We start from the raw sequence: 12,321 nt of genomic DNA on the forward strand, positions 1-12,321 counted from the left end.
ATTAAAGATATAGAGCCGAACATATATGCCTTTTACACTTGGTCAACGCTGGATCAGCGATACAGAAAGCGAATTGGGACTTGGAACCGTCGTCGCGATGGATGCGCGAACTGTCACCTTACTTTTCCCGGCGACAGGTGAAAACCGTCTGTATGCGCGCAGTGACTCCCCCGTGACCCGCGTGATGTTTAACCCTGGTGATACGATTACAAGCCATGAAGGCTGGCAGCTACAAATCGATGAAGTAAAAGAAGAAAACGGCCTGCTTGCCTATACTGGCACCCGCCTTGATACCGAAGAAACCGCCGTCACGCTGCGTGAAGTCCTGCTCGACAGCAAGCTGGTTTTCAGTAAACCGCAGGATCGCCTGTTCGCCGGGCAAATCGACCGGATGGACCGATTCGCTCTGCGCTACCGCGCACGTAAATTTCAGAGCGAGCAGTACCGCATGCCGTGGAGCGGCCTGCGCGGTCAGCGCACCAGCCTGATTCCCCACCAGCTCAACATTGCCCATGATGTCGGTCGCCGCCACGCGCCGCGCGTCCTGCTGGCGGATGAAGTGGGCTTAGGAAAAACCATCGAAGCCGGGATGATCCTGCACCAACAGCTGCTGTCTGGCGCGGCGGAACGCGTGCTGATCATCGTCCCGGAAACTTTGCAGCATCAGTGGCTGGTTGAAATGCTGCGCCGCTTCAACCTGCGCTTCGCGCTGTTCGACGACGAGCGTTACACCGAAGCCCAGCACGATGCCTACAACCCGTTTGAAACCGAGCAACTGGTTATCTGCTCGCTGGACTTCGCGCGTCGCAACAAACAGCGTCTGGAACATCTGTGCGACGCACAATGGGACCTGCTGGTCGTCGATGAAGCTCACCACCTGGTGTGGAGCGAAGACGCGCCAAGCCGCGAATATATGGCGATTGAACAACTGGCGGAACGCGTGCCTGGCGTCCTGCTGCTGACCGCAACGCCGGAACAGCTGGGCATGGAAAGCCACTTCGCCCGCCTGCGTCTGCTCGACCCGAGCCGTTTCCACGACTTCGAACAATTTGTCGAAGAGCAAAAAAATTATCGCCCGGTCGCCGACGCCGTCGCCATGCTGCTGGCAGGCAACAAGCTGAGCAACGAAGAGCTGAACATGCTCGGCGACCTGATTGGCGAGCAGGACATCGAACCGCTGCTGCAAACGGCGAACAGCGACCGCGATGGCGCGCAGAATGCCCGCCAGGAACTGGTCTCCATGCTGATGGACAGACACGGCACCAGCCGCGTACTGTTCCGCAACACCCGTAACGGCGTCAAAGGCTTCCCGAAACGCGAGCTGCACACCATCAAGCTGCCGCTGCCAACGCAATATCAGACGGCGATTAAAGTCTCCGGCATTATGGGCGCGCGTAAAAGCGCGGAGGACAGAGCGCGCGATATGCTCTACCCGGAGCAGATTTATCAGGAATTCGAAGGGGATAGCGGCACCTGGTGGAACTTCGACCCGCGCGTGGAGTGGCTGATGGGGCATCTGACCAGCCACCGCTCGCAGAAAGTGCTGGTGATCTGCGCGAAAGCCGCCACCGCGCTGCAACTGGAGCAGGTGCTGCGCGAGCGCGAAGGCATTCGCGCCGCCGTATTCCATGAAGGCATGTCCATTATTGAACGCGACCGCGCCGCCGCGTGGTTTAGCGAAGAAGACAGCGGCGCGCAGGTTCTGCTGTGCTCGGAAATTGGTTCTGAAGGCCGTAACTTCCAGTTCGCCAGCAACCTGGTGATGTTTGACCTGCCGTTTAACCCGGATTTGCTGGAGCAGCGTATTGGCCGTCTGGACCGTATCGGCCAGGCGCACGATATTCAGATCCACGTTCCGTATCTGGAAAAAACCGCGCAGTCCGTGCTGGTTCGCTGGTATCACGAAGGGCTGGATGCCTTTGAGCACACCTGCCCGACCGGTCGCGCCATCTACGATACGGTGTATCACGATCTGATCGCTTACCTGGCGACGCCTGAAAACACCGACGGTTTTGACGCGCTGATCAAAACCTGCCGCGAGCAGCACGAAGCGCTGAAGGCGCAGCTGGAGCAAGGGCGCGACCGTCTGCTGGAGATCAACTCTAACGGCGGCGAGAAAGCGCAGGCGCTGGCAGAGAGCATTGAAGAACAGGATGACGACACCAGCCTGATCGCCTTCGCCATGAACCTGTTTGATATCGTCGGGATTAATCAGGATGACCGTGGTGAGAACCTGATTGTGCTGACGCCTTCCGATCATATGCTGGTGCCGGACTTCCCTGGCCTGCCGGAAGATGGCTGCACCATTACGTTCGAGCGTGATGTGGCGCTGTCGCGTGAAGATGCGCAGTTCGTTACCTGGGAACATCCGCTGATTCGCAACGGCCTGGATCTGATTCTGTCTGGCGATACCGGCAGCAGCACGATTTCACTGTTGAAAAACAAAGCGTTGCCGGTGGGAACGCTGCTGGTGGAACTGGTGTATGTCGTTGAAGCGCAGGCGCCGAAACATTTACAGCTTAACCGTTTCCTGCCGCCGACGCCAGTGCGTATGCTGCTGGATAAAAACGGCAATAACCTGGCCGCGCAGGTGGAGTTTGAAACCTTCAACCGCCAGCTGAGCGCCGTTAACCGTCATACCGGCAGCAAGCTGGTCAACGCGGTGCAACAGGACGTACACGCGATTCTGCAACTGGGCGAAGCGCAGGCGGAGAAATCGGCCCGGGCGCTGATCGACGCCGCGCGTAGCGAAGCGGATGAAAAACTGTCTGCCGAACTGTCGCGTCTGGAAGCGCTGCGCGCCGTTAACCCGAACATCCGTGATGATGAACTTGCGGCGATCGACAGCAACCGTCAGCAGGTAATGGAAAGCCTTGATCAGGCCAACTGGCGTCTGGATGCCTTGCGTCTTATCGTCGTCACGCATCAGTAACGGAGCAAAAAATGGGGATGGAAAACTACAATCCGCCGCAGGAGCCCTGGCTGATTATCCTGTATCAGGATGAGCACATTATGGTGGTCAACAAGCCCAGCGGCTTGTTGTCCGTGCCGGGCCGCCTTGAGGAGCACAAAGATAGCGTGATGACGCGTATTCAACGCGATTATCCGCAGGCGGAGTCGGTGCATCGTCTGGATATGGCGACCAGCGGCGTGATTGTAGTGGCGCTGACCAAAGCGGCGGAACGGGAGCTGAAACGCCAGTTCCGCGAGCGTGAACCGAAAAAACAGTACGTTGCGCGCGTGTGGGGGCATCCAGCCCCTGCCGAAGGGCTGGTTGATTTACCGCTGATCTGCGACTGGCCGAACAGGCCGAAACAGAAAGTGTGTTATGAGACGGGTAAGCCTGCGCAAACCGGGTATGAGGTGGTGGACTTCGCTGCGGATAACACCGCACGGGTGGTGCTTAAACCGATTACCGGGCGTTCTCATCAGCTGCGTGTGCATATGCTGGCGTTGGGGCACCCTATTCTCGGCGATCGCTTCTACGCGTCGCCAGAAGCGCTGGCGATGGCGTCGCGTCTGTTGCTGCATGCCGAAACGCTGACCATCACCCATCCCGCGTATGGCAACAGTATGACCTTTAAAGCCCCGGTAGATTTTTAAATTCTGTGCCCATTTGTGCCGGGGGCGCTTCGCTTGCCCGGCCTACCGTTCTCAACGTAGGCCGGATAAGACGCTTTACGTCGCCATCCGGCAAAACCATTATTTAAAACCTTTCTGCTCTTTAATCATTTCATACGCTTTCTGAATTTCCTGCGCTTTTTGCTTCGCCATCTCCATCATCTCCGGCGGCAACCCTTTTGCGACCAGTTTGTCCGGGTGGTGCTCGCTCATCAGTCTGCGGTACGCGCGTTTAATGGTTGTCGAATCATCTGTCGGCTTAACCCCCAGCACGTTGCAGGCATCTTCCAGCGTAGGGCCACGCTGCGCCTGCTGCCAGCCGCCGGACTGCTGTTGCTGATAACCGCCGCCAAACTGCGCCCCGCCCTGCATCATGCGTAAGAACTGATCGAACTGAGCGCGGGAAATCCCCAGCTCCTCGGCGATAACGTACAGCACTTCCCGCTCGTTCGGGTGGAGCGTTCCATCCGCAAACGCCGCCTGAATCTGAATTTCCAGAAACATCCGTATCAGATCAAACCGCCCAAAGCAGACGCTGCGAAACTGGCGCATTTTTTCACGTAACGGGTAATTATCCGATTTTCCCACGCGAAACGCGTGTTGGGCGGCGGTACGTGATTCGCCGTGTAAGTTCATCCGGTCCATCAACTGGCTGGCAATATGGATATCCGCTTCCGTCACTCGCCCTTTCGATTTGGTTAAATGCCCCATGACCTCAAAAGTGGTGGCGAAAAACAGTGCCTGCCGTTCACGCTGATTGGCGAACCATGCCATTTTGCGGCTGCGGGCTTTGTCGAACATGTGGCCTATCAGCAGACCTAATACCACGCCCCAGAAGCCGCCTCCCATCATCAGCGCCACTGCGACACCTACAATCTTTCCCCAGTACTGCATAGACTCCCCAAATCTTTACGCTGACAGTGAGGCTATGTCCCACAATATAGAGTGCTTTTCCTGGAATGAAGGCTGCGGTCAATTGTGGGACATCGCCTATAATTTGCATTATCATACCTGTCATTCAATGCCGTGCCTAACACCACAGACACATACCCATTGGATTTCACGTTGCAGCAAGACCGACGCACAGCCGCCAGACGCTTATCCAGGCAAGTCGCCGGGGCATGCGAATAACGTCCACGAAAGCGCAACCTGAAAGACGACGGGTAGAAAAGGGACAGGATTAACACTAGCGTAGTGAAGATGAGTACGTTAGTCTCTGACCGTTTGTCACGCGCAACGCTACTGATGATGGAACAATAAATACAACGTATGAAAAAACGTATTCCCACTTTCCTGGCCACCATGATCGCCAGCGCCCTTTATAGTCAGCAGGGACTGGCCGCCGACCTTGCCTCGCAGTGCATGTTGGGTGTGCCAAGCTACGACCGTCCTCTGGTGAAAGGCGAGACGAACGAATTACCCGTGACGATCAACGCCGATCACGCGAAAGGGAACTACCCGGACGACGCGGTATTCACCGGTAATGTCGATATCAACCAGGGTAACAGTCGCCTGCAAGCTGACGAGGTGCAACTCCATCAAAAAGAGGCGCCAGGCCAGCCGGAACCGGTGCGTACCGTCGATGCGCTCGGCAACGTCCATTATGACGACAATCAGGTTATTCTGAAGGGGCCGAAAGGCTGGGCGAACCTGAACACCAAAGACACAAACGTGTGGGAAGGCGACTACCAGATGGTCGGCCGTCAGGGACGCGGGAAAGCGGACCTGATGAAGCAGCGTGGCGAAAACCGCTATACCATTCTGGAAAATGGCAGCTTTACCTCCTGTCTGCCAGGCTCCGATACCTGGAGCGTTGTGGGCAGCGAAGTGATTCACGATCGTGAAGAGCAGGTAGCGGAAATCTGGAACGCCCGTTTTAAACTGGGTCCGGTTCCCGTCTTTTACAGCCCTTATTTACAGCTGCCGGTCGGTGACAAACGCCGCTCCGGTTTCCTGATCCCGAACGCGAAGTACACCACCAAGAACTATTTTGAGTTCTACCTGCCGTATTACTGGAACATCGCGCCCAATATGGACGCCACCATTACGCCGCATTATATGCACCGTCGTGGCGGTGTCATGTGGGAGAATGAGTTCCGCTACCTCAGCCAGGCGGGCGCGGGTTTAATGGAGTTCGACTATCTGAATTCCGATCGCGTTTACGACGATGAGCATCCGAACGACAGCAACTCCCGTCGCTGGTTGTTCTACTGGCGTCATGGCGGCGTGATGGATCAGGTATGGCGCTTTAATGTCGACTATACCAAGGTCAGCGACTCCAGCTACTTCAATGACTTTGACAATAAGTACGGTTCCAGTACCGACGGTTACGCCACGCAGAAATTCAGCGTCGGCTATGCCGTGCAGAACTTTGATGCCACGGTGTCAACCAAACAGTTCCAGGTATTCAGCGATCAGAATACCAGCAGTTACTCCGCTGAGCCGCAGTTAGACGTTAACTTCTACCAGAATGACGTTGGTCCATTCGATACGCGTATTTACGGCCAGGCCGTGAAGTTTGTAAACACCCGAGACAACATGCCGGAAGCGACTCGCGTTCACCTAGAGCCAACCATCAATCTGCCGTTATCGAATCAGTGGGGCAGCATCAATACTGAAGCGAAGCTGCTGGCGACGCACTACCAGCAAACCAATCTGGACTCGTACAACAACAATTCGCGAAACGTCAATAAACTCGATGAGTCGGTTAACCGCGTAATGCCGCAGTTCAAAGTCGACGGCAGGATGGTGTTTGAACGCGATATGACGACGTTGGCGCCGGGTTACACCCAGACGCTGGAGCCGCGCGCGCAGTATCTGTACGTTCCCTATCGTAACCAGAGCAGCATCAATAACTACGACTCCTCATTATTGCAGTCCGACTACAGCGGCCTGTTCCGCGACCGCACATATGGCGGTCTGGACCGTATCGCCTCCGCAAACCAGGTCACGACCGGCGTCACATCGCGTATTTATGATGATGCCGCAATTGAACGTTTTAATGTTTCCGTGGGTCAAATCTACTATTTCACGGAGTCTCGCACCGGCGATGACAACATAACCTGGGAGAATGACGACAAAACGGGCTCACTGGTTTGGGCGGGCGACACCTACTGGCGTATCTCCGACCGCTGGGGACTGCGTAGCGGCATTCAGTACGACACGCGTCTGGACAGCGTCGCGACCAGCAGCAGTACGATCGAATACCGTCGCGATGAAAATCGTCTCTTGCAGTTGAACTACCGTTATGCCAGCGCGGAATATATTCAGGCTACGCTGCCGTCTTATTCCACTGCGGAGCAGTATAAAAACGGGATTTCCCAGGTCGGGGGCGTTGCCAGTTGGCCGATTGCCGATCGTTGGTCTATCGTAGGCGCTTACTACTTTGATACCAATGTGAATAAGCCTGCCGACCAGATGCTCGGCGTGCAGTACAACTCCTGCTGCTATGCGATTCGCTTCGGTTATGAGCGTAAGCTGAACGGTTGGGATAACGATAAAGAACACGCTGTTTATGACAACGTGATCGGCTTTAACATTGAATTGCGTGGTCTGAGCTCCAACTACGGTCTCGGCACCAAAGAGATGTTGCGTTCGAACATTTTGCCGTATCAAAGCTCTCTGTGATTTGATTGATTTACCACGTAATCCGCATTGCGGTTAATTGAAATGGAAAAAGTATGAAGAACTGGAAAACGCTGCTTCTCGGTATCGCCATGATCGCGAATACCAGTTTCGCTGCCCCGCAGGTGGTCGATAAAGTCGCAGCCGTCGTCAATAACGGCGTCGTGCTGGAAAGCGACGTTGATGGCTTAATGCAATCAGTAAAACTTAATGCGGGTCAGGCTGGTCAGCAGCTTCCTGATGATGCCACGCTACGTCATCAGATCCTGGAACGTTTGATCATGGATCAAATCGTTCTCCAGATGGGTCAGAAGATGGGAGTGAAAATCTCTGATGAACAGCTGGATCAGGCTATCGCCAATATCGCTAAACAGAACAACATGACGCTGGACCAGATGCGCAGCCGTCTGGCTTACGATGGTCTGAGCTACTCAACCTACCGTAGCCAGATCCGCAAAGAGATGATCATCTCCGAAGTGCGTAACAACGAAGTGCGTCGTCGCGTCACCATCCTGCCGCAGGAAGTGGATGCGCTGGCCCAACAGGTCGGTAACCAGAACGATGCCAGCACAGAGCTGAACCTGAGCCACATTCTGATCCCGCTGCCGGAAAACCCGACGTCGGATCAGGTAAGCGAAGCGGAAGCCCAGGCGCGTTCGATTGTTGATGAAGCGCGTAACGGCAGTGATTTCGGCAAACTGGCGATCACCTACTCAGCCGACCAGCAGGCGCTGAAAGGCGGCCAGATGGGCTGGGGACGTATTCAGGAGCTGCCGGGCATTTTCGCGCAGGCGCTGAGCACGGCGAAAAAAGGCGACATCGTTGGCCCGATTCGTTCCGGCGTTGGCTTCCACATTCTGAAAGTGAACGATCTGCGCGGCCAGAGCCAGAGCATCTCCGTCACTGAAGTTCATGCCCGCCATATTCTGCTGAAACCCTCGCCGATCATGACCGATCAACAGGCGCGCCTGAAACTGGAAGAGATCGCAGCAGACATTAAGAGCGGCAAAACGACCTTTGCTGCCGCAGCGAAAGAGTTTTCACAGGACCCGGGTTCTGCCAACCAGGGCGGCGATCTGGGCTGGGCGGCAGCGGATATTTTCGATCCTGCCTTCCGCGACGCGCTGACCCGCCTCAACAAAGGCCAGATGAGCGCCCCGGTGCACTCCTCCTTTGGCTGGCACCTGATCGAACTGCTGGATACGCGTAACGTTGATAAAACCGACGCGGCGCAGAAAGACAGAGCTTACCGTATGCTGATGAACCGTAAGTTCTCGGAAGAAGCGGCAACCTGGATGCAGGAACAACGCGCCAGCGCTTACGTTAAAATCCTGAGCAATTAATGGTTACGGTTCAACGCGTTGTTATCACTCCCGGCGAACCCGCCGGGATTGGTCCTGACTTAGTCGTTCAGCTCGCACAGCGTGAGTGGCCAGTCGAACTCGTCGTCTGTGCAGATGCCCGTCTGTTAACCGACCGGGCCGCGTTGCTCGGTTTGCCCCTCTCGCTTCTTCCCTACTCGCCAAATCACCCTGCAAAACCGCAATCCGCCGGCACGCTGACCCTGTTGCCGACAGCGCTTCGCGCTCCTGTCACCCCAGGTCAACTCAGCGTTGAGAATGGGCAGTATGTGGTGGATACGCTGGCGCGCGCCTGCGACGGTTGTCTGCAAGGGGAATTTGCGGCGCTGATCACCGGGCCGGTTCACAAAGGCGTCATCAATGACGCTGGCGTACCGTTTACCGGACACACGGAGTTTTTTGAAGCGCGTTCGCAGGCGAAGAAAGTGGTGATGATGCTGGCCACCGAGGAGCTGCGGGTCGCGCTGGCGACAACGCACCTGCCGTTAAGAGCGGTTGCCGACGCCATTACCCCCACTTTGCTGCATGAGGTGATCGGCATTCTGCATCATGATTTACGCACGAAATTCGGCCTTGCCGATCCGCATATTCTGGTGTGCGGGCTAAATCCGCATGCGGGTGAAGGCGGCCATATGGGAACCGAAGAGATCGACACGATCGTTCCGGTACTGGATGATCTGCGCGCTCAGGGGATGCGCTTAAGCGGCCCTTTGCCCGCCGACACGCTTTTCCAGCCTAAATATCTCGATCATGCCGATGCCGTGCTAGCGATGTACCACGATCAGGGTCTCCCCGTGCTAAAATACCAGGGATTTGGTCGCGGCGTGAATATCACGCTGGGCCTGCCTTTTATTCGAACATCCGTAGACCACGGCACCGCGCTTGAACTGGCGGGTCGGGGGCAAGCGGATGTCGGCAGTTTTATTACGGCGCTTAATCTCGCCATCAAAATGATTGTTAATACCCAATGAATAATCGAGTCCATCAGGGCCACTTAGCCCGTAAACGTTTCGGGCAAAACTTTCTCAACGATCAGTTTGTGATCGACAGTATTGTCTCCGCCATTAACCCGCAAAAGGGTCAGGCAATGGTCGAAATCGGCCCCGGTCTGGCGGCGCTGACGGAGCCTGTCGGCGAACGTCTGGACCAGCTCACGGTGATCGAACTTGACCGCGATCTGGCCGCGCGTCTGCAAACGCACCCGTTTTTGGGGCCGAAACTGACGATTTATCAGCAAGATGCCATGACCATGAACTTCGGTGAGCTGTCTGAGAAGATAGGTCAGCCGCTGCGCGTATTCGGCAATTTGCCCTACAACATCTCCACCCCGTTGATGTTCCACCTCTTTAGCTATACTGATGCCATTGCCGACATGCACTTTATGTTGCAAAAAGAAGTGGTCAATCGTCTGGTTGCAGGGCCGAACAGTAAGGCGTATGGTCGATTAAGCGTCATGGCGCAATATTATTGCCAGGTGATCCCGGTGCTGGAAGTGCCACCATCCGCCTTCACGCCGCCGCCTAAAGTCGATTCCGCCGTTGTGCGTCTGGTGCCTCACACGACGATGCCGTATCCGGTGAAAGACATACGCGTGTTGAGCCGCATCACCACCGAGGCGTTTAACCAGCGTCGTAAAACGATTCGCAACAGCCTCGGCAATCTGTTCAGCGTCGAGGTGCTGACGGAACTGGGCATTGACCCGGCATTGCGAGCGGAAAATATCTCTGTCGCGCAATATTGCCAGATGGCGAACTATCTGTCAGAAAACGCGCCTTCGAAGGAGAGTTAAGCATGATCAATTCGCCCCGAGTGTGTATTCAGGTTCAGAGCGTCTACATTGAAGCGCAATCTTCACCTGATGATGAACGTTACGTATTCGCATACACGGTAACCATCCGCAATTTGGGGCGAGCGCCAGTGCAGTTGTTGGGGCGTTATTGGCTGATAACCAATGGTCATGGCCGCGAAACCGAAGTACAGGGCGAAGGTGTGGTTGGCGTGCAGCCGCACATCGCGCCCGGAGAAGAGTACCAGTACACCAGCGGCGCCGTTATTGAAACGCCGCTGGGCACCATGCAGGGTCACTACGAAATGATCGATGAAAAAGGCGTCGCCTTTACTATCGATATTCCCGTGTTCCGACTCGCCGTTCCAACACTTATTCATTAAAACTAAAGCAATGGCAACATACCTCATTGGCGACGTTCACGGTTGCTACGACGAACTGATCGCATTGTTACACCAGGTGGAATTTACCCCCGGTTCAGACACCCTGTGGCTTACCGGCGATCTGGTCGCTCGCGGCCCTGGTTCTCTGGAAGTGCTCCGCTACGTGAAATCACTGGGCGACTGCGTGCGTCTGGTGCTTGGCAATCACGATTTACATCTGTTGGCCGTCTTTGCGGGCATTAGCCGCAATAAGCCGAAAGACAGGCTGACTCCGCTGCTGGAGGCGCCAGACGCCGACGAACTGCTCAACTGGCTGCGCCGTCAGCCGCTGTTGCAGGTCGACGAAGAGAAGAAGCTGGTGATGGCGCATGCGGGCATTACGCCGCAGTGGGATTTACAGACAGCGAAAGACTGCGCGCGCGATGTTGAAGCCGTGCTATCGAGCGACTCCTATCCCTTCTTCCTCGACGCGATGTACGGCGATATGCCGAACAACTGGACGCCGGAGCTAACGGGTCTGGCGCGGCTGCGTTTTATCACGAATGCCTTCACCCGTATGCGTTACTGTTTCCCGAACGGCCAACTGGATATGTACAGCAAAGAGTCGCCGGAAAACGCCCCTGCGCCGCTGAAACCCTGGTTCGCCATTCCGGGACCGGTTAGCGAAGCATACAGCATTGTCTTTGGTCACTGGGCGTCGCTGGAAGGTAAAGGGACGCCGGAAGGCATTTATGGTCTGGATACCGGCTGCTGCTGGGGCGGGGATTTAACCTGCCTGCGTTGGGAAGATAAGCGCTACTTCGTGCAGCCGTCGAATCGTCATCTTGATTCAGGCAAAGGCGAGGCGGTAAACGCCTGAGCGTTATTTTGTAGGCCGGATAAGGCGTTTACGCCGCTATCCGGCATTCACGCCACATTATTGCCTGATGGCGCTTCGCTTATCAGGCCTACAAATCCGCGTTACAACATGCCGGATTAACGACGCTCCAGAATCTCGAAGCAGTAGCTGTGAGAATTCTGCTCATCGGCGTCGTGGAACTCGCTGAAGACCGATTCCCAGTCATCCGGTTCGTAGTCCGGGAAATGGGTGTCCCCTTCCACTTCGGCATCAATATGCGTCAGATACAGTTTCTGCGCTTTCGGCAAGAACTGTTCGTACACGCGTCCGCCGCCAATCACCATAATCTCTGGCGCATCGCCGCAGGCGGCAATCGCTTCATCGACCGATTTCACCCACTGCACGCGATCGTCAGTGCCAGGCTGGCTGCTGATGACGATGTTTTTACGCCCCGGCAGCGGTCGCCCGATGGATTCCCAGGTATGGCGCCCCATAACCACAGGCTTGTTTAAGGTGTTACGTTTAAACCAGGCGAGATCGGCAGGCAGGTTCCACGGCATGGCGTTTTCCATGCCGATAACGCGATCTACCGCTAACGCCGCAATCAGACTGATCATTGAATATTTCCTGGATACAAAAAATTGTCGCCACTATACGGAAAGAGCAATCTTTCGTCGACTAACGAAAAGAGGAATAGCACGAAAATTT

Annotated in this window: 10 protein-coding genes; 8 read left to right on the forward strand and 2 right to left on the reverse strand. The window is 55.7% G+C overall.

Translation table 11 applies throughout. The annotated features are described in order from the left end of the window. The first annotated feature begins 25 nt into the window (after nucleotides 1-25). Together rapA and rluA are read left to right on the forward strand one after the other, a co-directional pair. Nucleotides 26-2,932 (forward strand): RNA polymerase-associated protein RapA, encoded by a 2,907-nt coding sequence (rapA, locus tag OGV79_RS00700; RefSeq protein WP_199971791.1) that lies wholly within the window; start codon nucleotides 26-28, stop codon nucleotides 2,930-2,932. Nucleotides 2,933-2,943: 11 nt separating this feature from the next. Then, nucleotides 2,944-3,603: a bifunctional tRNA pseudouridine(32) synthase/23S rRNA pseudouridine(746) synthase RluA gene (rluA, locus tag OGV79_RS00705; RefSeq protein ID WP_104867779.1), complete on the forward strand. Its 660-nt coding sequence runs from the start codon at nucleotides 2,944-2,946 to the stop codon at nucleotides 3,601-3,603. Nucleotides 3,604-3,702: 99 nt separating this feature from the next. Here the strand turns inward: rluA and djlA are convergent, their stop codons facing one another. Beyond that, on the reverse strand, nucleotides 3,703-4,515 hold the full coding sequence (gene djlA / locus OGV79_RS00710; protein ID WP_200031210.1) for a co-chaperone DjlA: 813 nt from the start codon (nucleotides 4,513-4,515) through the stop codon (nucleotides 3,703-3,705). A 375-nt stretch (nucleotides 4,516-4,890) separates the two neighbouring features. Here djlA and lptD point away from each other — a divergent pair, with 375 nt between their 5' ends. Genes lptD through apaH form a run of 6 tightly spaced genes read left to right on the forward strand, consistent with a single transcriptional unit; the run spans nucleotide 4,891 to nucleotide 11,634 of the window. Continuing rightward, on the forward strand, nucleotides 4,891-7,248 hold the full coding sequence (gene lptD, locus OGV79_RS00715) for an LPS assembly protein LptD (protein WP_049011438.1): 2,358 nt from the start codon (nucleotides 4,891-4,893) through the stop codon (nucleotides 7,246-7,248). Between the two features lie 53 nt (nucleotides 7,249-7,301). After that, on the forward strand, nucleotides 7,302-8,588 hold the full coding sequence (gene surA, locus OGV79_RS00720) for a peptidylprolyl isomerase SurA (protein ID WP_047458976.1): 1,287 nt from the start codon (nucleotides 7,302-7,304) through the stop codon (nucleotides 8,586-8,588). Beyond that, on the forward strand, nucleotides 8,588-9,577 hold the full coding sequence (gene pdxA, locus OGV79_RS00725) for a 4-hydroxythreonine-4-phosphate dehydrogenase PdxA (protein WP_286466659.1): 990 nt from the start codon (nucleotides 8,588-8,590) through the stop codon (nucleotides 9,575-9,577). The genes surA and pdxA overlap by 1 nt, the downstream gene beginning before the upstream one ends. Then, nucleotides 9,574-10,395 carry a 16S rRNA (adenine(1518)-N(6)/adenine(1519)-N(6))-dimethyltransferase RsmA gene (rsmA, locus tag OGV79_RS00730; protein WP_012134115.1) on the forward strand — a complete coding sequence of 274 codons (822 nt, stop codon included), beginning with the start codon at nucleotides 9,574-9,576 and terminating at the stop codon, nucleotides 10,393-10,395. Before pdxA ends, rsmA begins: the two co-directional genes overlap by 4 nt. A gap of 2 nt (nucleotides 10,396-10,397) precedes the next feature. Beyond that, nucleotides 10,398-10,775, forward strand: a complete 378-nt coding sequence (gene apaG, locus OGV79_RS00735; RefSeq protein ID WP_012134116.1) for a Co2+/Mg2+ efflux facilitator ApaG/CorD — start codon at nucleotides 10,398-10,400, stop codon at nucleotides 10,773-10,775. 10 nt (nucleotides 10,776-10,785) lie between these two features. Next, a complete protein-coding gene (gene apaH / locus OGV79_RS00740) occupies nucleotides 10,786-11,634 on the forward strand; it encodes a bis(5'-nucleosyl)-tetraphosphatase (symmetrical) ApaH (RefSeq protein ID WP_012134118.1) in 849 nt (282 codons plus the stop codon). A gap of 116 nt (nucleotides 11,635-11,750) precedes the next feature. On the opposite strand, the gene folA is transcribed toward apaH, so the two are convergent. Further along, nucleotides 11,751-12,230: a type 3 dihydrofolate reductase gene (folA, locus tag OGV79_RS00745; protein ID WP_012134119.1), complete on the reverse strand. Its 480-nt coding sequence runs from the start codon at nucleotides 12,228-12,230 to the stop codon at nucleotides 11,751-11,753. Nucleotides 12,231-12,321: the final 91 nt, after the last annotated feature.

This window comes from Citrobacter sp. CK185 (genome assembly GCF_030333565.1).
GTDB classification, from domain to species: Bacteria; Pseudomonadota; Gammaproteobacteria; order Enterobacterales; family Enterobacteriaceae; genus Citrobacter_B; species Citrobacter_B koseri.

What these genes read in the sequence shown, in the direction of transcription:
- rapA (WP_199971791.1), top strand. Translation starts at nt 26, where the DNA reads ATGCCTTTTACACTTGGTCAACGCTGGATCAGCGATACAGAAAGCGAA.
- rluA (WP_104867779.1), top strand. Translation starts at nt 2,944, where the DNA reads ATGGGGATGGAAAACTACAATCCGCCGCAGGAGCCCTGGCTGATTATC.
- djlA (WP_200031210.1), bottom strand. Translation starts at nt 4,515, where the DNA reads ATGCAGTACTGGGGAAAGATTGTAGGTGTCGCAGTGGCGCTGATGATG.
- lptD (WP_049011438.1), top strand. Translation starts at nt 4,891, where the DNA reads ATGAAAAAACGTATTCCCACTTTCCTGGCCACCATGATCGCCAGCGCC.
- surA (WP_047458976.1), top strand. Translation starts at nt 7,302, where the DNA reads ATGAAGAACTGGAAAACGCTGCTTCTCGGTATCGCCATGATCGCGAAT.
- pdxA (WP_286466659.1), top strand. Translation starts at nt 8,588, where the DNA reads ATGGTTACGGTTCAACGCGTTGTTATCACTCCCGGCGAACCCGCCGGG.
- rsmA (WP_012134115.1), top strand. Translation starts at nt 9,574, where the DNA reads ATGAATAATCGAGTCCATCAGGGCCACTTAGCCCGTAAACGTTTCGGG.
- apaG (WP_012134116.1), top strand. Translation starts at nt 10,398, where the DNA reads ATGATCAATTCGCCCCGAGTGTGTATTCAGGTTCAGAGCGTCTACATT.
- apaH (WP_012134118.1), top strand. Translation starts at nt 10,786, where the DNA reads ATGGCAACATACCTCATTGGCGACGTTCACGGTTGCTACGACGAACTG.
- folA (WP_012134119.1), bottom strand. Translation starts at nt 12,230, where the DNA reads ATGATCAGTCTGATTGCGGCGTTAGCGGTAGATCGCGTTATCGGCATG.